Source organism: Pseudomonas sp. NPDC077451, assembly GCF_044543345.1.
Lineage (GTDB): Bacteria > Pseudomonadota > Gammaproteobacteria > Pseudomonadales > Pseudomonadaceae > Stutzerimonas.
In genome coordinates, this window is record NZ_JBITVX010000003.1 from 387,621 (window position 1) to 410,922 (window position 23,302).

Consider the following 23,302-nt stretch of genomic DNA (forward strand, 5'->3'; position numbering starts at 1 on the left):
CCGGTTTGACCTGATGCTTAACGCGGCATCCGAAAATGGCCACCACCGGCCACTTTCGGCCAATAGCTGCCGCTCAATGGTGTCTGCCAAACCAGAGGCGATTCACTTGACCTGAATGGCGGATCTATCCCATTCGGGGATGACTGCGATCGCGAGGCGATCATCATCAAGACGTCGAACATCCGAATGCCTACAGGGTGCATCCGTGATATGCGTGATGTGGACAAGATAGTGGCAGAACGATACCGTCAACGGGGAAGCCTTTAATTTGGAGCAATGGATATGGATGCCTTAAATATTAAATTGGAAAATTGCTACGGTATTCAAAAGCTTGATGCGACGCTCGCATTCAAAGGGTCGCAAAAAACCCCAGCTGGCTCGGCCTTCTCAATCTATGCCCCGAACGGTTTCATGAAGACGTCACTTGCGAGGACATTTCTAGACTTCCAAGAAGGACGTGAAAGCCAAGACTTGATTTTCCCGACACGCACAACCATCCGCGCAATCACAGCCGAACCCACTACGTCGATCACCCCGGACTCCGTTTTTGTTATCAAGCCCTATGTGGAGCGTTATTCCGGGTCTGGAACCTCGACGTTACTAGTAAACCCCCAATTGAGAGGGGAATACGAAGAAGCTGTGAGAAATATTGAGTCTACTCAAGAAGACTTGCTAAAAGCGTTGAAGGAAGCGTCAGCTTGGCCTGGTAAATCCTCTCCTGCCTCAGAAATAAAAGAAGTATTCAAATTTACGAATCCGTACGACTTTTTCGCGAAGCTGGCAGGTGAGCTCGACGGCGATGCGAAATTTGCTGATTTATCCTATATAGAAATCTTCAACGACAAAACGATAGCTGCGTTTAAGGCTGGAACGCTACATCAACAGCTTCAAGAGTATATATCTAAATATCAAGAACTGGTTGAATGCTCCCCTCTGCTCAGCAAGAAGTTTAATCATGCCGGGGCCAGTGATGTCTCTAAAAATCTTCAAACCAACGGGTTTTTTGAAGCCAACCACACCCTTAATATTTTTAATGGAGGGGAAAGGACTGAAGTTTCATCTGCCAAGGAGTTGGAGGGTTTAGTTCAGGCAGAAAAGCAACGTATCTTGGGCGACAAAGAACTGTCAGCAAGATTCGAAGCGGTTGATAAACAGCTGCAAAAGAACGCCGAGCTAAAAAAGTTCAGGGGGTACTTGACACTCCACCCGGAAATTCTTCCTGAGCTTGGTGATTTTGAAGGTTTCAGAAAGAGACTATGGTTCAGCTATTTCAACGTAGTGCAACCAGCCATAAACTCTTTCGCCATGGCATATGCTTCCGCAAGGGACATAATTGCGCAGACGGCAAAACAGGCTCAGGAAGAAAAAACCAAATGGGCTGCCGTGGTTAATCAGTTCAACGAACGCTTTTATGTTCCCTTCAAGCTGATTGTTCAAAATCAGCAAGACGTTATTCTAAAAGGCGAAAGCCCTAAAGTCGCTTTTGAATTTCATGATGGGCAAGAAACCTGTGGTGTCGAGGAAGAAAAGCTGCTTCAGGTTCTCAGTCAGGGAGAGAAGCGGGCGCTTTATATTCTGAATGTGCTTTTCGAGGTACAGGCACGCCTAGAGTCGAATCAGACCACCCTATTTGTGGTTGACGATATCGCTGACTCCTTCGACTATAAAAACAAGTATGCGATCATCGAGTACTTTAACGAAATTTCCAAGGTCACATTTTTTAGGTTGCTATTCCTAACTCATAATTTTGATTTCCACCGAACAATAAGCAGTCGCCTCCAAATTGCTAGAGAGCGAAGACTTTTCGCCAGAAAAGATCAGCACGCTCTAAGCTTTGTGCAAGAAAAATATCAAAATAATCCATTTGTGATTTGGAAGAAGGGATTAGCCAAAAGCTCATCTTTTCTAGTAGCAAGCATTCCTTTTGTGCGAAATCTATCAGAGTACTGCCACGGGAAGACCAGCCAACACTACCTGATGCTTACCTCACTTTTACATATAAAATCAGATAGCCAGGCTCTTACAGTTGCGGATCTTGAGTTTACCATTAAAGCCACGCTCTCAGACCAAGCAGCGTTGTCTCTTCCAAACTCCACATATAGCGCTCTTCAACTGATCTACGATGAGGCTGAAGCGCTTGCCGCCAATGCCGCTGACGATGTTGAACTAGAATCGAAGGTGATTTTATCTATCGCCATCAGGCTTAAAGCTGAAGAGTACATGATTGCCAAAATAAATGACGCTACCTTCGTGTCTACTATTAGCAGCAACCAGACATTCGAATTGTTTAGCAAGTTCTCATCGAGCTTTTCATCTAGCAATGACGTGATTATGGTGCTCTCGCAAGTAAACTTAATGACTCCTGAAAATATCCATCTCAACTCTTTTATGTATGAGCCTATATTGGATATGTCGGCACTTCATCTTTATGACCTATACGGTAAGGTCAAGGCGCTGTCTTTTCCGATAACGGATGCTTCTAGTCGGATTAACTAAATCCAGCAGGGCAAGCCGCGCGGCCAATAAGAGGAAGAAACTTTGATTTTCGAACTAAAGGGGACAGATTTATTTATTGGCCTTACTGTCCGCTGTTGGCCGAATGCAGTCCTTCGCGACCGGCAGCAATCGGCTAGAAGCGGCCAGTGTCCGATAAACAAATACGTTCCCTTTTCCACTGGACGCCCAGACGCGTGAGGTGATGCACGACCTGATTCGTCACGTGCTCAAGCTCGAGAAAACCACGATTCTGTTCGTCACCCACGATGTTGAAGAAGCCATCTGCCTCGGCAGCCGTGTGGTGCTGATGGCGCCACGGCCAGGGCGAATCGATTCTATCTATAAGGTGCCGATGCCAGCGCAGCGCAACCAAGACATGAAGCTGTCGCCCGAATTCACCGCGTTGAAACGCGAGATCCTCGGGCGCATTCGCGAAACCTCAGGCATGCAGACCGATCTCGACCAGCTCCAGAAACTGACAGCGATCGCGGGTTAGCATCCACGGTGGGCTGAAGCCCACCCTACTGTCGACCGGGTTGTGCAGCTATCCCCTTCAGTACCCGCTGAGCAGCCTGCGGTGGGCTAAAGCGGAACGTTGCCCGGCCCACCCCACCGGTCCAGATCGCATCGTCGTTCAGCGCGGCATCATCCGCACGCCGGAGAGCTCGGCGAGCGGTCCCGGCCGGCCCAGGTGGTAACCCTGCACGTAGTCAACGCCGATGTCCTGCAGGCACTCGAGGATGGCCGCTGACTCAACGAACTCCGCCACGGTACTCAGCCCCATTTCATGGCCGATGTTGTTGATCGACGCCACCATTGCCCGCGCGATGGGGTCGCGATCAATGTCCCGAACGAAACTGCCGTCGATCTTCAGATAATCCACCGGCAGGGTTTTGAGGTACCCGAACGACGACAGGCCCGAGCCGAAGTCGTCCAGTGCGAAGCTGCAACCCACAGCCTTGAGGCTGTTCATGAAGGTCATGGCACGGCTGAGGTTGGCGATCGCCGCAGTTTCGGTGATTTCAAAACACAGGCAATTGGCGGGAATTTGGTGACGCTCGATGGCCGACAGGACGAATTCGAGAAAGCTTTCCTCACCCAGCGAGGTTGCCGACAGGTTGATCGAATAATGCCCCAGCGACGCACCGGGACGACGACGTAGATCGCCGACCCATGCCAGGAAATTGCCGACCACCCAGCGATCCACCGCCGGTGCCAGATCGTAACGTTCAGCCGCGGGCATGAACGCGCCGGGGGGAATGATGCTGCCATCCTCGCCCTGCATGCGTACCAGCACTTCATAGCGCTGCGAACCGTCGTCGCCTGCGGCACGCACGATCGGCTGCACGAACAAACGCAGCAGGTCGCCATCCAGTGCTTGCCGTAGCCGGTGCGTCCATTGCATCTCGCCGCGGCGTTCCATCAGCTGTTGGTCGTCCGCCTGATACACATGCACGCGGTTGCGACCGCCGTCCTTGGCCGCATAACAGGCACTATCGGCAGCACCAAGCAAGGGGCCGAGCGTTTTCGCGTGCTCGTCGATGGCCACCAGACCGATGCTGGCGCCAACCGCGAAACTCTTGCCCTCCCAACTGAAGCGAAACTCGTCAACCGCGTGGCGTATGTCTTCGGCAATCCGCACCGCCTGATTCAACGAACACTCATTGAACAGGATGCCGAACTCATCGCCGCCCAGGCGCGCCAGCAGATCACTGCCCCGCACACGGCCTCTCAGTAGTTGGCCCAGTTGGCGCAGCAATTCGTCACCGGCGGCATGGCCGCAGGTGTCGTTCACCACCTTGAACTGGTCCAGGTCCATGTAGCAGAGAACATGCTCGCCACCTGTGTATTCGCGCAGCAGCGACTCGATCTGGCGCTCGAACGCAGAGCGATTGACCAGCCCGGTGAGGTTGTCGTGATTGGCCTGGAACGTCAGCTTGTGAGCCAGCTGGCGGGTGACCGTGACATCACGAAAGGTCAGCACAGTACCGATGACGGCACCCTCGGCGTCGCGGATGGGCGCAACCGCATCCTGTACGGCCAATTGCGTGCCATCAGGTCGATGAAGGATGCCCGGCGCCCGCTCTGTACGATCCTGACGGTCACTTCTGCGCCGAAGGCCTAGGCTGGCGGCATTGAGCAGCCGCGCACCGGTTGCCTCATCGAAGAGCTGGTAGACCTCGTCAAGCACCAGCCCCTGCGCGGCGGCCTGGCTCCAGCCGATCAGCCGCTCGGCGCTGGGGTTGAGATAGCGCACGCGCCCTGCTCTATCGGTGGTGATCACGCCATCGCCGATGGAAGCGAGCGTGACCTGGGCGAGCATTTTCTCCGCGAACAGCTGCTCCTCGATCTGTCGGCGTTCGGTGATGTCTCGCACCATGCAAACGAAGGCGTCCTGCGGGCGGTTTCCCTGGCTGGCGGTCAGCTCTGCGGCGAACAGTTCGCCGTCTTTGCCGTGGAGCATCAGTTCGGTTTTCAACTCGCCGCCGGCTTCCGGCAACAGCGACGCACTGTTGCCCACGACAAAACGTTGCAGGGGTTGCCCGACGATCTGCTCGGCCGGCAAACCAAACAGTCTTTCGGCGCCGGGGTTGCAGCTGGTCAGAATGCCGTCATGGCCATAGGTGACGATGCCGTCGCGGATGTCCCGCACAATGCTCTGCGTCTTCGCCACTGCGTGTTGCAGGGCACGGATCACCTTGTTGTATTGCTCGGCGATCTGCCCGACCTCGGTGAACGGCTCAACGTCCACTTCGCGCTGGAACTGCCCCAGACGCTGGTGTTCAGCCATGGCGTCGAGCAGCTCGATCAGTTCGGTGCGTGCGCCATGCTCACTGACGTTCAATCCCACGCGCTCATCATCGGGATTCACCCGCATCGGGTAGTACCGATTGATCAGCCGCAACAGCAGATAGGTCAAGCCGAACGCCCAGACCGCGCAAACCAGCACGCCCTGCAACTGAACCATCAGTTGATCGAAGCGACTCAGGCCGGTGCCGAGCAGCAGCGGGTCACCACACAGCGCTACCGCCACAGTGCCCCACAAGCCGGCCGCCAGGTGAACCGGAACCGCGCCGACGGCATCATCGATGGCGCAGCGCACCAATAGCCGATCTGCCAGCCACATCGCCAGGCCACCGCCTGCCCCGATCAGCAGGGAGTCGGCAATGCTGACCGCATGAGCACTCGCGGTGATCGCCACCAACCCGGCCAGCATGCCGTTGAGCAACGCAACGGGCTCGACGTAGCCGTGCCTCCATTGCGATAACAGCATCGCCAACGCCATGCCAGCCATGCCTGCCACAACGGTATTGACGACGATTCCCGGCACACGCCCATCGAAACTCAAGGTGCTGCCGCCGTTGAAGCCGAACCAGCCGAACAGCAGCAGCAAGCCGCCGAGCATCGCCAGTGGCAGGTTTGAGCCCGGCATGTTCTGCCGCAGCCATTTGCTATCGAAGCGGCCCGCGCGCGGGCCGATGACCATCACCGTTGCCAGCGCGATCCAGCCGCCTACGCCGTGCACCACGGTCGAACCCGCAAAGTCGACAAATCCTTGCTGTGCGAGCCAACCCTGACCTTCACGCAAGGCGCCGCCCCATGCCCAATGGCCGAACAAGGGATAGATCAGACCAGCCGACAGCGCGGCGACGATCAGGTAGGCGTTGAAGCGCATACGCTCGGCGGCCGCGCCCGAAACGATGGTGGCGGCAGTCGTACAGAACATTGCCTGGAACAGGAAAAAAGCCAGCGGCCAGCTATCGTCGGCCGCAAGTTCAAGCATGAACAGACTCGTGCCCATCACCCCGTCCTGACTGGTGCCAAACATCAGCGCGAAACCGAATGACCAGTAGAGCAGCAAGGCAATGCACAGGTCGGCCAGGTTCTTGGTCGCGACGTTGATGGCGTTCTTGCTTCGCGTCAGGCCAGCTTCCAGGCACAAAAACCCAATCTGCATGTTGAAGACCAGACCGGCGCACAGCACTACCCAGAGAATATCGATCGAGTCTTTCGGCATACGCATCCCATGGCAGGTGCCCGCAGAAGCGGTGGAGAGCACAGCACCTGGCGGCGCTGGCCTTTAGCTATTAGCCAGAACCGTGCCAGCCGTCCTAGGACTTACCGTCAGGACGCCAGCAAGTCATGCATGGCGGCGAAGACCTGCGCCATGGCCTGCGGGTTGCGCCCCGGTCCGCCGGCGCAATGTCCCCAGTCCGACTGCAGCTCCCGCAGCTCGGCGTTGGGCATAAGCGAGGCTTCGTGTCGCGCGTCTTCAACGGTGAAATAGAGGTCGCTACTGCTGGGCATGATGATCGCCCGAGCAGAAACGTGAGACAGCGCCTCTTCCAGGCTGCCAAAACCGGGTAGCGCGGACGGATCAGCTGATTGCCAGGTGTTCAGCACGCAAAGCAGATCGTTGGCGTCCTGCTCCAGGTGGTCCTGTTCCCAATAGCCGAGCAAGGCGTCGAGACTGGTGAAACCCAGCTCACGCCACTGTTCATTGCGAAAGAACGCCTGCGAGTAGGCCCAACCGGCATAGGCGCGGCCGAAGGCTCGCAAGCCGCGCTCGGGCGCCTCGATATAACGCCCACCCTGCCAGGCCGAATCGGCCTGCAGAGCCGCCTTTACGCCCTCGAGGAAGACGAAATTGTGCGGCCAGCAGCGCGCCGTACAGCAAAACGGCAGGATATGCTGCACCTGTTCAGGGAACAGCAACGCCCAATAAAGCGCCTGCATCCCGCCCATGGACCAGCCAGTGACCAAGTGCAATTGCCATGTTGGGCCAAACAGCTGGTCGAGCAACATGCGTTGCGCTCGCACGTTGTCCGCCAGCGTGATGTGCGGAAAATCCGCGCCACCCTGCCCTGCGGTGGCATTGCTCGGCGAGCTGGACCAGCCGGCACCGAACAGATTGGTCAACACCACACAGTAGTCACCCCTGGTTAGGGGGCTGCCTGCACCAAGCAGGGGCAGACTGCCCCAATGCGATCCACCGTAGTAGCTGGGAATCAGCACGATGTTGTCTCGCTGTGCATTCGGCAGGCCGACGACCTGATAGCAGAGCCGCGCTTTCTGCAACGTCTGGCCGCTTTCAAGCGCTAGATCGCCCAGTTCGATGAATCTTTTTTCCCTTTCTATCTCAATCACTTGCAGTTCCTCTGAGCAGCATTGGCGGGTGTCCCGGCAGGCCTTGCAGCATCTTTTCTATACACGCTGGCATGTATATTGGATGAAGGATTCGTGCCACAGCGCGTAACGCTGGCCCGAATTCAGCAAGGGATTTCCCACCATGACGACCTTTCCGCTTTCCCAGATCGACGAACTCAAACAGAGCCTGCAGGACAAAGGCGTCAAGTACGCCATGGCCAGCTACGTGGACATGCACGGCGTAATCAAAGGCAAATTCGTGCCACTGGCGCATCTTGGCCAGATGCTGCGTGGTTCGGAGCTGTATACCGGGGCGGCGCTGGAGGGCGTCCCGCAGCAGATCAGCGACAACGAAGTCGCCGCCATGCCGGACCCGGCCAGCGCCACCCAGTGCAGCTGGAACCGTAGCCTGGCCTGGTTCGCCAGTGATCTGTACCTGGACGGCAAGCCGTTCGACGCCTGCTCGCGCGGCATTCTCAAGCGCCAGACTGAGGCTGCAGCCGAGATGGGCTACAGCTTCAATCTGGGCATCGAGACCGAATTCTTCCTCTACAAGGACACACCGGACGGCGGCTTCGCCCCGCTCAGTGATCGCGATACCGCAGCCAAACCCTGCTACGACCCGCGCCTGCTGATGGACAACCTGCCGGTGATCGACGAACTGGTGGAGGCCATGAACGAGATGGGCTGGGGCGTCTACTCCTTCGACCACGAGGACGCCAACGGCCAGTTCGAAACCGACTTCAAGTATTCGGACGCACTCACGATGGCCGACCGCTTCGTGTTCTTCCGCATGATGGCCAATGAGATCGCCCGCAAGCACGGTGCCTTCGCCACCTTCATGCCCAAGCCGTCCGCGCAGCGTACCGGCAGTGGCGCGCACTACAACATGTCGCTGGCGGATCTGGCGTCTGGCAAGAATCTCTTTGAGGTGGACGGTGAGGACCCGCACGGCTGCGGTGTCACCCCGCTCGCTTACCACTTCATCGCTGGCGTACTGAAACACGCCAAGGCGATCTGCGCAGTGATCGCGCCCACCGTGAACAGCTACAAGCGGCTGATTCGCAAGGGCGCCATGTCCGGCTCGACCTGGGCACCGGTGTTCGTCTGCTACGGCAACAACAACCGCACCAATATGCTGCGCATTCCGTCCCAGGGCGCGCGCGTGGAATGTCGCGCCGCAGACATCGGCTGCAACCCTTATCTCGGCGCCGCGATGATCCTTGCCGCTGGTCTCGAAGGGGTACGTGAAAAGCTTGAGCCGGGCCAGCCGCACCGCGAGAACATGTACGACTACAGCGAAAAGGACGTCGCGGACATGGGCATCGAGACCCTGCCGCGCACGCTGTCCGAAGCCATCGACGCCTTCGAGGCCGACCCGCTGTCACGCCAGGTCTTCGGCGACGCCATGTACCAGGCCTTCGTCGACTACAAGCGCGACGAATGGAATGCCTACCACACCCATGTTTCCGACTGGGAAATCCAGCGCTACCTGAAATTCTTCTGACTCGATGAAAAGGAGATTCACCATGCAAGCCAATACGTTCAAGCGGGCATTCTGTGCCGGCGCCGTGATCTTTGCAGCCCTTTCGCCTTTTGCCGTGCAGGCCGAAGAAAAGAAAACCTTCGACATCGCCTGGACGATCTACGCCGGCTGGATGCCGTGGCAGTACGCCGACGAGTCGGGAATCATGAAGAAATGGGCGGACAAGTACGGGATCGAGGTGAACATCACCCAGATCAACGACTACGTCGAATCGATCAACCAGTACACCGCGGGCCAGTTCGACGGCGTCGTCGCCACCAGCATGGATGCGCTCTCGATCCCGGCTGCCGGCGGCGTAGACACCACGGCCCTGATCGTCGGTGATTACTCCAACGGCAACGACGGCCTGGTGATGAAGGACAGTGCCGATCTGACATCGCTCAAAGGCCAGCAGATTCATCTGGTCGAGCTGTCGGTCTCGCATTACCTGCTGGCCCAGGCACTGGACAGCGTCGGCATGAGCGAGCGCGACGTGCAGGTGGTGAACACCTCGGATGCCGATCTGGTCGCGGCGTTCAGCACCGACGACGTGCGCAACGTCGTCACCTGGAACCCGCTGCTGGATGAAGTCGCTGCCATGCGCGGCGCGCACAAGGCCTTCGATTCTAGCCAGGTCCCGGGCCATATCAAGGACCTGACCATCGTCAACAGCGAAACCCTGGCGGACAACCCGAACTTCGGCAAAGCGCTGGTAGGCGCCTGGTACGAGGTGATGGGCATCCTCGAAAGCGACACCGAGGAAGGTGCCAAGGCACGTGCGGCCCTGGGCCAGGCATCGGGCACCGATCAAGCCGGTTACGAAAGCCAGCTCAAGGGCATGAAGATGTTCTGGAAGCCGGCCGATTCGCTGGCCTTCATCGAAAGCGACGAGGCCTACCACGCCATGGACAGCGTTCGCCAGTTCTCCTTCGATCACGGCCTGCTCGGCGACGGCGCCGACTCAGTAGATTTCGTCGGCATCGCTATGCCGGGCGACAAGTTGCTCGGCTCCGATGCCAACGTCAAACTGCGCTTCGATACCACCTACATGCAGATGGCGGCGGACGGAAAGTTGTAAAAGGTGCTGGCTGCCAGCTTCTACCTGAAGCTGGCAGCTCGCGTTCTCATGCCCCTCTCTCAACGATCAAGCTCATGCGCCGTACCAAAGAAGACGCCGAACAAACCCGCCTGAAGATCATCGCCGCCGCGCTGGAGCTATTCAGCAAGAACGGTTATTCCAACACGACCCTGGCGATGATCGCCGATGAAGCAGGCTTCAGCCGCGGACCGATTTACTGGCACTTCAAGAACAAGGATGAGTTGTACCAGGCGGTTCTGGGATATTCCCAGCAGCCCCTGGAAAAACTGATTATCCAAAGCCAGGGCATGGCCGAGCGACCGCTGGAGGCTCTCGAGCATTTCGTCAGCGAATGGTTTCGCCTGTTGCTGGAGGATCGCTGGCACCGGCAGTCATTCGAGATCTTGTTGAACAAGACCGAATTCACCGAGCAGATGGCCGATACCCTCGCGCGTGAGCGCAAACTGACACGTGACATCGTTACGCTGCTGGAAACGCTCATCGAAGCCGCAAGCCCAAGCAGCGACCCTGGCACAGCCAAGCCACACAGCCGGGCGCTGTTTGTCTATGCAAGCCTTATGGGCATTACCCACAGCTGGCTGTTCTCGCCTGAACTGTTCAACCTCAAGTCGCAACAGGCGTTCTTCACCAAGCAGCTGCTCGCCGACTGCGGCCCGCCAGAACCGGCTTAGTCCCGTTCGCACCGGCTCGCCATCTCGTTATTTCCAAACAATACAAAGCAGAATGCTGGCCAATCGAGCCCGGACATCAACGCCTTCGTTTAATGCCGGGTTGTGCTGGAGGTATTAATTCTCCGCCCATGCCAGATCGTCTTTCCGGTGGATACACAACTGCAAACCTGACGAATAGAAGTCAGGCTCCTGCAGCGGAGGGATACTGACATGCAAACAAAAAGAACAATCCTGGCAGCCGCCATTTCACTGCTGATCGGCAACCACGCCATTGCCGCAAGCGAGTCGGTTCAGGACCAGACGGGTACTGATAACGTCGCCGATGTGGTTCAGCAAGGCGATACCAGCAGCGTCACCCAGCGTCAGAACGGCACGGCGAACGTTGTCTTCACCGAGCAACGCGGTGTCGGACTGACAGCCGAGAGCGATCAGGTCGGCAGCGGCAATATCTCTGTTACCGATCAGAGTGGTTCCAACGGCAGCGTGGCGATCAGTCAAGACGGTCAATACAACCTGGCGACCATCCTTCAATCTTCGGTGGGCGTAGGCCAGTCGGCCGCTATCTCGCAGGCAGGAATCAGCAACCTGGCATATATCGAACAGCTGGACGGCGCCGGGAACGCCGCGACGATTAGTCAGAACGGACAGCGCAACGCCACCGAGGTTTTCCAGGTCGGGCGCCTGGGCAAACGCTACACCGGCGTCCAGAGCGGTGACGGCAATACCGCGTTCATCGAACAGTCCGGCAGCGCCTCTGCCGATACCGAGCAGACCGGCACAGCCAACGTCATCAGACTCACTCAGGACGGCTTCCCTTATGGCGCCTATGCCTCCATTAGCCAGAACGGCACCGGGAACGAGGCGACGCTCGACCAGCGCTCAGGCGGTCGCTATTCCTCAGGGGATGTGGCGTTGGTTCAAATCGGTACGGACAACGTCGCGGATGTGGTGGAGTCCGGCGGCTTCTCTTCGTTCTCCTTTACACAGGACGGCATCGGCAACGTGCTGACTGCGGAGCAAGGCGGACGCTCGACGTCAGTCGTTGGGCGCTCCACAGGTAACTCCAACCGGGTCGATATCGAGCAGGATTTCGACGGCAGCAGCCTTGTCATTGACCAGAACGGAACGGCCAACGAGATAGACGTGGTTCAGATGGGCTACTACAGCAGCGGCACCATTGAGCAGATGGGCACGGAAAATTACGCCTCGCTCGTGCAGACAGGTGCATGGGACAACGTGCAGCAGTACGACGCGACCATCATGCAGAACGGTACAGGCAATTCGGCGTTCGTTACGCAGGGGCCGTAAAACCCTACAGCCTGCTGCAGCTTAGCCCTCTCGCAGCAGCATACGTGCAGTGGCAGGCCATTCAGAACGTGGCCTGCCGTCTCAGTCAACCGCCAAGGCCTGGCGCACGACTCGCTCGAGGTCACTGAAGAAAAATGGCTTTTGCAGCGTTGGGATGTGCGCGTAGCGCGGGTCCATGCCGACCGAGCCATAACCGGTCGCGAACACCAGCGGAATGTGGCGGCTGATCAGGCGATCCGCAATTGGAAAACTATTGACCCCGTCCAGGTTGACGTCCAGCACTGCCAGATCGAAATCACCGCTCTCGGCTGCCTGCATTCCTTCCGTAAAGCGTGGCACCAGTTCCACATGTTCGCAGCCGATGTCTTGCAGCATGTCTTCCAGCAACATGCCGATCAGCGCTTCATCCTCGACGACCAGTACCTTCGAACACAAACCACTCATTGCAACGGCACCTCTATATCGCAAACAACGCCGCCGGCGAGGTAGGCCAAACGTACCTCAGCGTTCAACTCACCACCCAACCCGCGCTCAAGCAACCTCGACCCGAACCCTTTGCGTACGGGTGGGGTAACGACCGGCCCGCCGACCTCCTCCCAGTGCAACCGAAGAGTGGGTGTTTGCTCCGACAGTGACACCACCTCCCAGGCGATGCGCACCTGGCCTGAGTCGCTGGACAACGCCCCATATTTGGATGCGTTGGTGCACAGTTCATGCAGTGCCATAGCCAGCGCCAACGCTTGCTTGGGACGCAACCGCTGCGCCGGCCCCTCGCTGACAAAACGTTGCAGGCCATCGACCCGGAACGGCGCGACGGCCTGCTCGATAACATCACGCAGGTCAGCGGCTAGCCAGTTCTCCCGCGACAGCACATCGTGCGCCTTGGAGAGCGCGATCAAGCGCCCTTCAAACCACTGATAGCTTTGGTTGCTGGCATCGCGACGAAAGCTCTGCGCAGCAATCGACTGGACCGTCGCGAGGGTGTTCTTGACCCGATGGTTAAGCTCATTGAGCAACAATTGGCGATGATCTTCGGCGACCTTTCGCTCGGTAATGTCGACCAGCATGTTGACCGCGCCAATCAACTCGCCGGCGCTATTACGTAGCGGCGCGGGATACGCGAGAAATGGCACACGGGTTCCATCCGGTCGCTCAGCCAACGCCTCGGCACCCTGAATAGCGCTGTTTTCGATTAACGCCACGGCCATCGGGCAATCCTCGTGACGCATCGGTGTGCCGTCTGGCCAGTACAACCGCCAGGTTACGCACCACTCATCGCTGCCAATGATCGGCACTCGCCCGGTCAGCTCGACACAAGCCTGGTTGAAGTAGCTGACTTTGCCATTCGCATCGGTGGTGTAAACGGCCGAAGGCAAGGCTTCCAGAAGGTCGCGCAAGCGCTGTTCTGCCTCCCGGTTGGCTGCCTCCAGTTGCTTGCGTTCGGTAATGTCGCGAGTGATTGCCAGTTGTACGAAACCATCCCTGGATCCGCTGCTGTCGTTTGGCAGCGTCATGGGCACTGCATGGGTTTCCATGTGCCGCCGGTTTCCGGCGAGATTGATGATGTCGAATTCCCAACTGAGTTTTTCACCATCACAAACCCGGAGGTGCTGCTCCTGCCATGAGGCTCGATGCTCAGGCGCGATCAGCTCAAATACGCAGGCACCCTCCACGTCCTCCGGACCGTTCGCTGCCAGCATTTGCAGGCCAGCCGGGTTCATTTGTACCAGTGTCCCGTCGCGATCAACCACCTTCACGCATTCGGGCGTGTGGTTCACCATCGCGCTCAACCAGTCGACATCACGCCGCCGATCGGCGCTTGACTGCCGCGCAGGCGTAATGGCCTGAAAGCAAACGACTGCGCCTGTGATCTGTCCGGTGTCGTTGCGCAGCGCTTCGATATTGGCCAACACAGCGGCCGGAATGCCATCGGGCCGCTCGATCAGCAGCGCGACGTCCTGAGCGGAGCGACCGGTGCGGATCGTGTAAGCCAGCGGGGTATCGGCAAGCGGCATCAGCTCGCCATCGTGTCGCGCTATCCGCAAGCGTCCGTGACTGGCTAACACCCCGCCGCACAGCTGATCGGCCATCCGGTTGTAGCGCTGCACAGCGCCGTTGGCGTCGAGCACGCACACGCCCATGGGGATGACGTCGAGTACGGGATCACCGAACGGCAGCGAATCCGCAAGGGAATCGGTTGCCGGGTTCGCGCCGGGGATATTTGCAATCTGCATTAGCACCTTTCACGGCCGGTCGATGGGTGTCCCGCTAGCAAAGTTTATTGAACCAAGCGAGGCGGCGAGCTTCAGCAGCCCGCCGTATTCGCTGCAAGCATAGACTGTGCATTTATGCAGACAAGCTATGCATCGAGCCGCATTGATGTTGACAAATATGCACTCTAGGATCAGGACAGCTCCATCGACTTGCCTATCCGAATAACAACAATCGCTAGGACACGCCATGACCCAGTCAAGTGCCATCCCCACAGTCAAACTCCTGATCGGCGGTGAGCTGGTCGAGTCATCAACCAGCGAATGGCGCGACATCGTCAACCCGGCGACGCAGGAGGTTCTGGCACGCGTTCCCTTCGCAACCGAAGCGGAAATGAACGCTGCGGTTGCCAGCGCTAAGGAAGCCTTCAAGACCTGGCGCAAAACCCCAATCGGCGCGCGTTCGCGGATCTTTCTGAAGTACCAGCAACTGATTCGCGAAAACATGAAGGAGCTGGCGGCGATCCTTACTGCCGAGCAGGGCAAGACCTTGCCGGACGCCGAGGGCGATGTGTTCCGTGGCCTGGAAGTGGTCGAACATGCCTCCGGGATCGGTAATCTGCAGCTCGGCGAACTGGCCAACAACGTCGCAACGGGTGTGGACACCTACACCTTGCTGCAACCGTTGGGCGTCTGTGCGGGCATTACCCCGTTCAACTTCCCGGCGATGATCCCGCTGTGGATGTTTCCGATGGCCATCGCCACGGGCAACACCTTCGTGCTCAAGCCCTCCGAGCAGGACCCGATGGTGACCATGCGTCTGGCGGAACTGGCGATGGAAGCCGGCGTACCACCAGGAGTGCTGAACGTCATTCACGGCGGCGCTGATGCGGTGAACCTGATCTGCGACCACCCGGATATCAAGGCCGTATCGTTCGTGGGATCGACCAAGGTCGGCACGCACGTCTACAACCGCGCCAGCGGGGCCGGCAAACGCGTGCAGTGCATGATGGGTGCGAAGAACCACGGCATCATCCTGCCGGATGCCCACAAGGAGCAGACCCTCAACAACCTCACGGGCGCTGCGTTCGGCGCGGCCGGTCAGCGCTGCATGGCGTTGTCGGTGCTGATCCTGGTGGGCGAGGCGCAGAGCTGGCTGCCGGATCTGATCGCCAAAGCCAAGACATTGAAGATCAACGCAGGGGCCGAAAGCGGCACCGATGTCGGACCGGTGGTGTCCTGCGCAGCGCTGGATCGCATCAGCTCGCTGATCGAGCGCGGCGTGTCGGAAGGCGCCGAACTGGTGCTGGACGGCCGCAACCCTCAGGTGGCCGGCTACGACCAAGGCAACTTCGTCGGGCCAACCATCTTCTCCGGCGTGAAGCCTGAGATGAGCATTTATCGCGAGGAAATATTCGGGCCGGTGCTCTGCGTGATGCAGGCCGACACGCTCGATGAAGCCATCGAACTGATCAACGCCAACCCCAACGGCAACGGCACCGCCCTCTTCACCCGTTCCGGCGCGGCAGCCCGGCATTTTCAGGAAGAGATCGATGTCGGCCAGGTGGGCATCAACGTGCCGATCCCGGTGCCGGTGCCGATGTTCTCCTTCACGGGTTCGCGCGCCTCGAAACTCGGCGACCTCGGCCCGTATGGCAAGCAGGTGGTGCAGTTCTACACTCAGACCAAGACCGTCACCCAGCGCTGGTTCGACGAGAACGAAGTCGGCGGCCCGGTGAACACCACCATCAACCTCAAGTAACCGGATCGGCGTCGGCTAAACACCCGGCACCGTTTCAGCCGTCAATCAGAACAAGAAGGAAACGGCCATGCATATCGGATTTCTCGGACTCGGCAACATGGGCGGGCCCATGGCCCGCAACCTGCTCAAAGCCGGGCATAAGGTCACTGTCTTCGATCTTTCCGCCACGGCGGTCTCCGGGCTGGTCGAAGCGGGTGCCAAAGAGGCCACATCGCCGGCTGCAGTCGCCCAGGCGGGTGTCGAAACCATCATCACCATGCTGCCTGCGGCTGCCCATGTGAAGCAGGTCTACCTAGGAGAGGACGGGCTGCTCGCGCATGTACCGTCCGGCGTAGTGCTGATCGACTCCTCCACCATCGACCCAATGTCCGCGCGGGAGGTCGCAGTGGCCGCGGCGAAGAATGGCAACCCCATGCTCGATGCCCCGGTATCCGGCGGCACGGTGGGCGCCGCAGCCGGCACCTTGACCTTCATGGTCGGCGGCAGCGAGGCGGACTTCCAGAAGGCGCAGCCGATCCTCGCCGCAATGGGCAAGAACATCGTGCACTGTGGCGACACTGGCAACGGGCAAGTGGCCAAGGTCGCCAACAACATGCTGCTAGGCATCTCGATGATCGGCGTGGCCGAAGCCATGTCCCTCGGCGTCGCGCTGGGGATGGACGCCAAGGTTCTGGCCGGAATCATCAACTCATCCAGCGGCAGATGCTGGGCATCGGAGATCAATAACCCCTTCCCTGGCGTACTGGAGAACGGCCCGGCCTCGCGCGGCTACAGCGGCGGGTTTGGCACCGACCTGATGCTCAAGGACCTCGGACTGGCCAGCGAAGCGGCCAAACAAGTGCGCCAGCCGGTTATCCTCGGTGGTCTCGCGCAGCAGCTGTACCAGGCCTTCAGCATGCAGGGCCATGGTGGGCTGGACTTCTCCGCGATCATCAAACTCTACCGCCAAGAGGACTAGACATGACCCAGGCAGAAGCGCCGGTACTGATCGATGTACGCAATCGCGTCGGCTATCTCACGCTCAACCGCCCCGCCGGGCTGAATGCCGTCACCCTGGAAATGGTGAGGATGCTGCACCGCCAGTTGCAGCAGTGGGCTGACGACCAAGACGTGGTGGCCGTGGTGTTGCGCGGCGCAGGCGAGAAAGCCTTCTGCGCCGGTGGTGACATCCGCTCGCTGTACGACAGCTACAAAAGCGGCGACAGCTTGCACCGCGAGTTTTTCGAGGAGGAATACGCGCTCGATCAGTACATTCATGCGTATACCAAACCCCTGATGGCGCTGATGAATGGCTTCGTCCTGGGCGGCGGCATGGGGCTGGTTCAGGGGGCCTCGCTACGGGTTATCTCCGAACGCACGCGCATGGGCATGCCGGAAGTCGGTATTGGCTATTTCCCCGATGTCGGCGGCAGCTACTTCTTGTCGCGCCTGCCGAACCACCTTGGCATTTACATGGGCCTGACCGGCAACCATGTGAATGCTGCTGATGCGCTGTATGCCGGGCTCGCCGATTACAGCGTACCGCACGAGCAATTCGCCGAACTCGAACGATGCCTCGACCAGCAGGACTGGTCCATGCCGCCGCTGCAGGCGCTGACCAACCTTCTGGTTTCGATGGGCTGCACCGAACTGCCGGATGCACCGTTCAAAGCCTTATCCCCGGCCATCGAAAAGCATTTCGCGCATGACAGCGTCGCTGCGATTCGTCAGTCGCTGGCCGCCGAAGAGCGCCCCGAGTACCGCGACTGGGCGGCCGAGACCTTGACGGTGATCGACAGCCGTTCGCCGCTTTCGGTCAGCGTCACGCTAGAGATGCTCCGCCGCGGACGCACCCTGTCGCTGGCCGACTGCTTCGCCATGGAGCTGCATCTGGACCGACAGTGGTTCGATCAGGGCGACATCATCGAAGGCGTTCGGGCGCTGATCGTCGACAAGGATAAGAACCCGCGCTGGAACCCGCCTACGCTGGAGGAAGTGACGCCAGCACGCGTGGCGGCCTTCTTCGCCGACTAGGAATTGATTTTTATGCAAGACATCGAACTGAGCGAAGAGCAACGGATGATTCGCGACATGGCGCGCGACTTCGCCCGCGCCGAGATCGCGCCGAAGGCCCAAGCGTGGGAACAGACCGGTTGGATCGGCGACGACACCGTGACCCAGCTGGGCGAGCTTGGGCTGCTGGGAATGATCGTGCCCGAGCAATGGGGCGGCACCTATATCGACTATGTCGCCTACGCCCTGGCGGTCGAGGAAATTTCGGCAGGTGACGGCGCCATCGGGGCGTTGATGAGCATTCACAGCTCGGTCGGCTGCGGCCCGATCCTCAAATACGGCACGCCCGAACAGCAGGACGAATGGCTACCGGATCTGGCGGCAGGTCGCGCCATCGGTTGCTTTGCCCTCACCGAACCTCAGGCCGGCTCCGAGGCACACAACCTGCGCACCCGCGCCGTGCTGGAAAACGGCGAGTGGGTGATCAATGGCGCCAAACAATTCGTCAGCAACGGCAAGCGCGCCAAGATCACCATCGTCTTCGCCGTTACCGATCCCGAGCTCGGTAAAAAAGGCCTGTCCGCGTTTCTGGTCCCCACCGACAACCCCGGCTTTGTTGTCGATCGCATGGAAAAGAAGATGGGCATCCGCGCCTCGGACACCTGCGGCGTCACCTTGCGCGACTGCCGCATTCCCGAGGCAAACTTGCTCGGCCCGCGCGGCAAGGGACTGGCAATCGCCCTTTCCAACCTCGAAGGCGGCCGCATCGGCATTGGTGCCCAGGCTCTAGGCATCGCCCGCGCGGCGTTCGAAGCAGCGCTGGGTTATGCCCGTGAGCGCATCCAGTTCGACAAGCCGATCATCGAGCACCAGAGCGTGGCAAACATGCTGGCGGACATGCACACCCGGTTGAATGCCGCGCGCCTGCTGATCCTGCATGCCGCACGCCTGCGTAGCGCCAACCTGCCCTGCCTGTCCGAAGCCTCCCAGGCCAAGCTGTTCGCCTCGGAAGTCGCCGAATACGTGTGCTCCAAGGCCATGCAGATCCACGGCGGCTACGGCTATCTGGAGGACTACCCCGTCGAGCGTTATTACCGCGATGCGCGCATAACCCAGATATATGAAGGCTCGAGCGAGATTCAGCGGCTGCTGATTGCGAGGGAGTTGAATAACTACGGGTTGTGATCAACCCCTATAAGCGTGAAGGCGGCATCAGGTTTTGCCAGGGATCAGATGATCCCTGGAAGTTTCAGCGGACGGCTATTCATGAGCCGTCTGATTGTCTTCGGTATCACCTGCTCTTGTAGGAGCCAGCTTGCTGGCGATCAAAGGCCCGACTATCAGAGAAGCTGAAGAACGAAACACCCCGAGGCAGTAATCCCGAGCGAGATGGCGGCAAGCGCGACCGCTATCCAGACAACAATAAAAAGGATACGACGATGCTCAAAGGTACGATGCAGCAGACCCCGCTGATGATCAGCGGCATCCTGACCCATGCAGCCCTCGCCCACGGCGACCGCGAGATCGTCTCACGGCTGGTGGACGAGCCCATCTGGCGGTACGACTACGCCGGGCTCGCAAAACGCGCCGGCCAAGCCGCCAGCATGTTACGCAAGCTGGGGGTGAAGCCCGGCGACCTGGTGTCGTCACTGGCCTGGAATACCCATCGCCACTTCGAGCTGTTCTTCGCCGTGCCCGGCATTGGCGCGGTGCTGCACACGGCCAATCCACGGCTGTCGGACGAGCAGATCATCTACACCCTGAACCACGCCGGCAGTGGCGTGCTGCTGTTCGACCGCAGCTTCCTGGCCTTGGTCGAGCGTGTGCGCCCGCACCTTGAAAAAGCCCACACCTTCATCATGTTGTCAGATGCCCAGCGCACCGAACCAGGCGAAATCGGCGCGCTGAGTTACGAAACGCTGATCTCGCAGGAACAGCCAGTCACCGACTGGCCGCAGTTCGACGAAAACGCCGGCGCCATGCTCTGCTACACCTCCGGCACCACCGGCAACCCGAAAGGCGTGGTCTACAGCCACCGCTCCGTCGTCCTTCACGCCATGGCGGCGGGCCTCACCGGCGCCTTCGGCTTCTCCGCATTCGACTGCATCATGCCTTGCTCGTCCCTCTACCACGCCACCGCCTGGGGCGTGCCCTTCACGGCCGCGATCAACGGCTGCAAGTTCGTGCTGCCGTGCGACAAGATGGACGGCGCCAGCCTGCAGGAGCTGATTCAGAACGAGGGCGTGACATTCTCCGGCGGCGTGCCGACCATCTGGACCATGTACCTCAATCATCTAGAGCGCACGGGCGAAGACACCGGCCAGCTCAAATGCCTGGTAATCGCCGGCTCGGCCGTCCCCCGTGCGCTGGCCGAGAAGTTCGAGACGCGTTATGGCGTCAGCGTTCGCCAGCTCTGGGGCATGACTGAAACCAGCCCCCTCGGCGTGGTCGCCACCCCGACGCCCAAGCTCGCGGCCATGGGCGAAGCGGCCACCAACGAAGCGATCTGGACCCGGCAGGGGCGCCTGCAATTCGGCATCGAACTGAAGATCGTCGATGAGGCGGGCAACGAATTGCCGCATGACGGCGTCACGTCCGGCGCCCTGCTAGTGCGCGGCCCTTGGACGGTCGAGCGCTATTTCCGCAGCGAAACCAGCGCACTGGACGCCGATGGCTGGTTCGACACCGGCGACATAGCCACCCTCGACCCCAACGGCTACATGCGCATCACCGACCGTAGCAAGGACGTGATCAAGTCCGGCGGTGAGTGGATCAGCTCCATCGATATCGAGAACATCGCCGTGGCCTGCCCGGGTGTACGCATCGCAGCGGTGGTCGGTGTGGCCCACGAGAAATGGGAAGAACGCCCGATCCTCATCATCGAACCCCACGACGAGGCCGACATCTGCATCGACACGGTACTCGCCTACCTGGAGCCGCAAATCGTCAAATGGTGGATGCCCGACGCCGTCATCATCGACACCGTCCCGCTGACCGCGACCGGCAAAATCGACAAGAAAACCCTGCGCGACCGCTACCGCGACCACTTGATAGAGCTGGAGGAAAACGCAGCTGACGCGGCGAGCCTTTAGCGCGGCAGAACCTGGGGGACGGGACCGTGGCTACCGTAGGGTGGGCTTCAGCCCACCGATTTCACCCAGCCGAGCGAACGTAGCGGGCCGCGCCGTTTTGTGGATTCACCCAGTCATCTCCGGCGAGCCACCTGGCGACCCCTAGGGTGGGTTTCAGTCCACCTGCACGTACGGGCGCGATGGATCACATCACCAACAGGAACGCGCCTTATGTCGACCGCCACCGCCACACCCCGCCAAGGCCCGCTGCTCGGCCTGCGCGTGCTGGAGTTCGCCAGTATCGGGCCCGGTCCACACTGCGCGATGCTACTGGCTGACCTTGGCGCCGAGGTGATGTGCATCGAGCGCGAGGGCGGCAATGGCTGGCCCAATCCTGTGGTTGATCGCGGCCGCAAGCGCCTCACGCTGGATATCCGCACCGACGCCGGACGCGAACGCTGCCTGGCGCTGGCCGAAGGCGCAGATGTGCTGATCGAAGGCTTTCGGCCCGGCGTGATGGAACGCTTGGGGCTCGGACCTGAGCAGGTTCACGGGCGCAACCCGCGTTTGGTTTATGGCCGCATGACCGGTTGGGGCCAGACCGGACCGCTAGCCAAGCGTGCCGGCCACGATATCAACTATCTGGCGATCACCGGCGCACTGGCTGCGATCGGCAATCGCGAAGGCCCAGCGATTCCGCCACTCAACCTGGTCGGCGACTTCGGCGGCGGCTCGCTGTATCTGGCGTTCGGGATCATGGCCGCGTTATGGGAACGGGAAAGGTCAGGCCAGGGCCAGGTGGTCGACGCCGCCATCGTCGACGGCGTGTCCTCGATGATGAGCTTCTTCGCCGGGCTCCTGCCCAGCGGCGCCATCTCGCTTGAACGCGACCGCAATCTGCTGTCGGGCGCCGCACCGCATTACCGCTGCTACACCTGCGCCGATGGCCGCGACATCGCGGTTGGACCACTGGAACCTCAGTTCCTGACCGAACTGATGCAGCAGATCGAGGCGCCCGAATCCTTGCGTGAAGGCTGCAACGACCCGACGCAATGGCCGGAGTTAAGCGAACAACTCGCCGCGCTGTTCGCCAGCAGAACCCAAGCCGATTGGTGCAGCCTGCTGGAAGGGACCGATGCCTGCTTCGCCCCCGTGCTCACCCTGGAAGAAGCCGCGCAGCACCCGCACATGCAACAACGTGGCGTCTATCGCGACATCGACGGCGCGCTGCACGCCGCCCCCGCGCCACGCTTTTCGCGGACGCCGGGGTCGATAAGAGTCTCGGAAGACGCATGGGGCTGGGACTGATCAGGCGCGAGATGAAGGATTCGCACAGCAGACAAAGCGACCGGGCGGTTCGGTGGAGCGCTTTCCATCCAAGCGCCCTGGAAACGCTTTCCAACGATCATCCTTGTGAAACAGGCCCGCTAACTCTTCACCGGTATAGGGTTCAATGCGCGACGCTTAACACCCACCAGACAATCAAGGACCGATCATGTCTGTTATCGCAAAGCATCCTACGTACCTGCTCGCAGCCTTTCTCACGGCCCTATTTGTAACCCCAACGGTTTCGGCTGAAGCCTGTATAGGCGCACCTTGCCTGCTGAAGGCGCGAGACCTTGGTGAAGGCCTTATCTCAACCGCATTCGTTACTGTCGGGCTACCGTTGATGAGCAGTCACCAGACCACTGAATCTTCCAGCAGTGGTTGGAGTGGATACGCGGCGGCCGTGACCGACGATGCCGCTGTGGTTGTAGCTAGCCAGGGAAAGATCAAAGGCCCTTATTTCGAATCAGCAAGGCTTCGCTTCAAGGAGCAAGGGGATACTGCATCGCACTTAGGTGATGTTGAATTCGCCGTGATGCTCCTGGCGGCCAGTCCCGTGAGTGACATCAAACGATAGGGCTCGTTTGACTCTCCGACCCCGTAGATACCGTCTTCCCCATTAGCGCGCAAGGGCCAGTTGAGGGTCGAAACGCTGGCCCGATTTAAGTACCCCATAGGCGATGTGCAGCAGCTT

Annotated in this window: 17 protein-coding genes; 13 read left to right on the forward strand and 4 right to left on the reverse strand. The window is 59.6% G+C overall.

The genetic code is table 11. The features are described from left to right. Nucleotides 1-282 precede the first annotated feature (282 nt). Nucleotides 283-2,496: a hypothetical protein gene (locus ACIGHL_RS08220; protein WP_128121479.1), complete on the forward strand. Its 2,214-nt coding sequence runs from the start codon at nt 283-285 to the stop codon at nt 2,494-2,496. Between the two features lie 202 nt (nt 2,497-2,698). Next, complete coding sequence (locus ACIGHL_RS08225; protein ID WP_241509264.1) at nt 2,699-2,992, forward strand: hypothetical protein; 294 nt, start codon at nt 2,699-2,701, stop codon at nt 2,990-2,992. Nucleotides 2,993-3,130: 138 nt separating this feature from the next. Here ACIGHL_RS08225 and amt read toward each other — a convergent pair whose 3' ends face one another. Further along, nucleotides 3,131-6,514, reverse strand: coding sequence for an ammonium transporter (amt, locus tag ACIGHL_RS08230; protein ID WP_216706823.1), 3,384 nt, complete (start codon nt 6,512-6,514; stop codon nt 3,131-3,133). Between the two features lie 107 nt (nt 6,515-6,621). Continuing rightward, nucleotides 6,622-7,644 carry an alpha/beta fold hydrolase gene (locus tag ACIGHL_RS08235; RefSeq protein WP_128121481.1) on the reverse strand — a complete coding sequence of 341 codons (1,023 nt, stop codon included), beginning with the start codon at nt 7,642-7,644 and terminating at the stop codon, nt 6,622-6,624. A gap of 142 nt (nt 7,645-7,786) precedes the next feature. On the opposite strand from ACIGHL_RS08235, the gene glnT reads away from it, so the two are divergent. The 4 genes from glnT to ACIGHL_RS08255 all read left to right on the forward strand — a co-directional run bounded on the left by glnT (nt 7,787) and on the right by ACIGHL_RS08255 (nt 12,247). After that, complete coding sequence (gene glnT, locus ACIGHL_RS08240) at nt 7,787-9,151, forward strand: type III glutamate--ammonia ligase (protein WP_128121482.1); 1,365 nt, start codon at nt 7,787-7,789, stop codon at nt 9,149-9,151. Between the two features lie 22 nt (nt 9,152-9,173). Continuing rightward, complete coding sequence (locus tag ACIGHL_RS08245; protein ID WP_216706822.1) at nt 9,174-10,247, forward strand: putative urea ABC transporter substrate-binding protein; 1,074 nt, start codon at nt 9,174-9,176, stop codon at nt 10,245-10,247. Between the two features lie 74 nt (nt 10,248-10,321). Continuing rightward, nucleotides 10,322-10,939 (forward strand): TetR family transcriptional regulator, encoded by a 618-nt coding sequence (locus ACIGHL_RS08250; RefSeq protein ID WP_128121483.1) that lies wholly within the window; start codon nt 10,322-10,324, stop codon nt 10,937-10,939. 210 nt (nt 10,940-11,149) lie between these two features. Continuing rightward, on the forward strand, nt 11,150-12,247 hold the full coding sequence (locus ACIGHL_RS08255) for a hypothetical protein (RefSeq protein WP_128121484.1): 1,098 nt from the start codon (nt 11,150-11,152) through the stop codon (nt 12,245-12,247). Between the two features lie 81 nt (nt 12,248-12,328). On the opposite strand, the gene ACIGHL_RS08260 is transcribed toward ACIGHL_RS08255, so the two are convergent. After that, the gene (locus tag ACIGHL_RS08260) at nt 12,329-12,691 is read right to left on the reverse strand and encodes a response regulator (RefSeq protein WP_128121485.1); all 363 of its coding nucleotides are present in this window, start codon (nt 12,689-12,691) and stop codon (nt 12,329-12,331) included. After that, complete coding sequence (locus ACIGHL_RS08265) at nt 12,688-14,481, reverse strand: PAS domain-containing sensor histidine kinase (RefSeq protein WP_128121486.1); 1,794 nt, start codon at nt 14,479-14,481, stop codon at nt 12,688-12,690. The genes ACIGHL_RS08260 and ACIGHL_RS08265 overlap by 4 nt, the downstream gene beginning before the upstream one ends. Nucleotides 14,482-14,707: 226 nt before the next feature. Here ACIGHL_RS08265 and ACIGHL_RS08270 point away from each other — a divergent pair, with 226 nt between their 5' ends. The 7 genes from ACIGHL_RS08270 to ACIGHL_RS08300 all read left to right on the forward strand — a co-directional run bounded on the left by ACIGHL_RS08270 (nt 14,708) and on the right by ACIGHL_RS08300 (nt 23,185). Continuing rightward, complete coding sequence (locus tag ACIGHL_RS08270; RefSeq protein ID WP_128121487.1) at nt 14,708-16,219, forward strand: CoA-acylating methylmalonate-semialdehyde dehydrogenase; 1,512 nt, start codon at nt 14,708-14,710, stop codon at nt 16,217-16,219. A gap of 67 nt (nt 16,220-16,286) precedes the next feature. Further along, nucleotides 16,287-17,177 carry a 3-hydroxyisobutyrate dehydrogenase gene (gene mmsB, locus ACIGHL_RS08275; RefSeq protein ID WP_128121488.1) on the forward strand — a complete coding sequence of 297 codons (891 nt, stop codon included), beginning with the start codon at nt 16,287-16,289 and terminating at the stop codon, nt 17,175-17,177. 2 nt (nt 17,178-17,179) lie between these two features. Continuing rightward, the gene (locus tag ACIGHL_RS08280; RefSeq protein WP_128121489.1) at nt 17,180-18,232 is read left to right on the forward strand and encodes an enoyl-CoA hydratase/isomerase family protein; all 1,053 of its coding nucleotides are present in this window, start codon (nt 17,180-17,182) and stop codon (nt 18,230-18,232) included. A gap of 12 nt (nt 18,233-18,244) precedes the next feature. Next, nucleotides 18,245-19,396 (forward strand): acyl-CoA dehydrogenase family protein, encoded by a 1,152-nt coding sequence (locus tag ACIGHL_RS08285; protein WP_446697737.1) that lies wholly within the window; start codon nt 18,245-18,247, stop codon nt 19,394-19,396. A 254-nt stretch (nt 19,397-19,650) separates the two neighbouring features. Further along, entirely contained in the window at nt 19,651-21,303 is a 1,653-nt protein-coding gene (locus ACIGHL_RS08290) for a long-chain fatty acid--CoA ligase (RefSeq protein ID WP_413818129.1), read from the forward strand. A gap of 210 nt (nt 21,304-21,513) precedes the next feature. After that, entirely contained in the window at nt 21,514-22,590 is a 1,077-nt protein-coding gene (locus ACIGHL_RS08295) for a CaiB/BaiF CoA transferase family protein (RefSeq protein WP_216706821.1), read from the forward strand. A gap of 187 nt (nt 22,591-22,777) precedes the next feature. Next, nucleotides 22,778-23,185: a DUF2388 domain-containing protein gene (locus ACIGHL_RS08300; protein WP_128121491.1), complete on the forward strand. Its 408-nt coding sequence runs from the start codon at nt 22,778-22,780 to the stop codon at nt 23,183-23,185. The last annotated feature ends 117 nt before the right edge of the window (nt 23,186-23,302 follow it).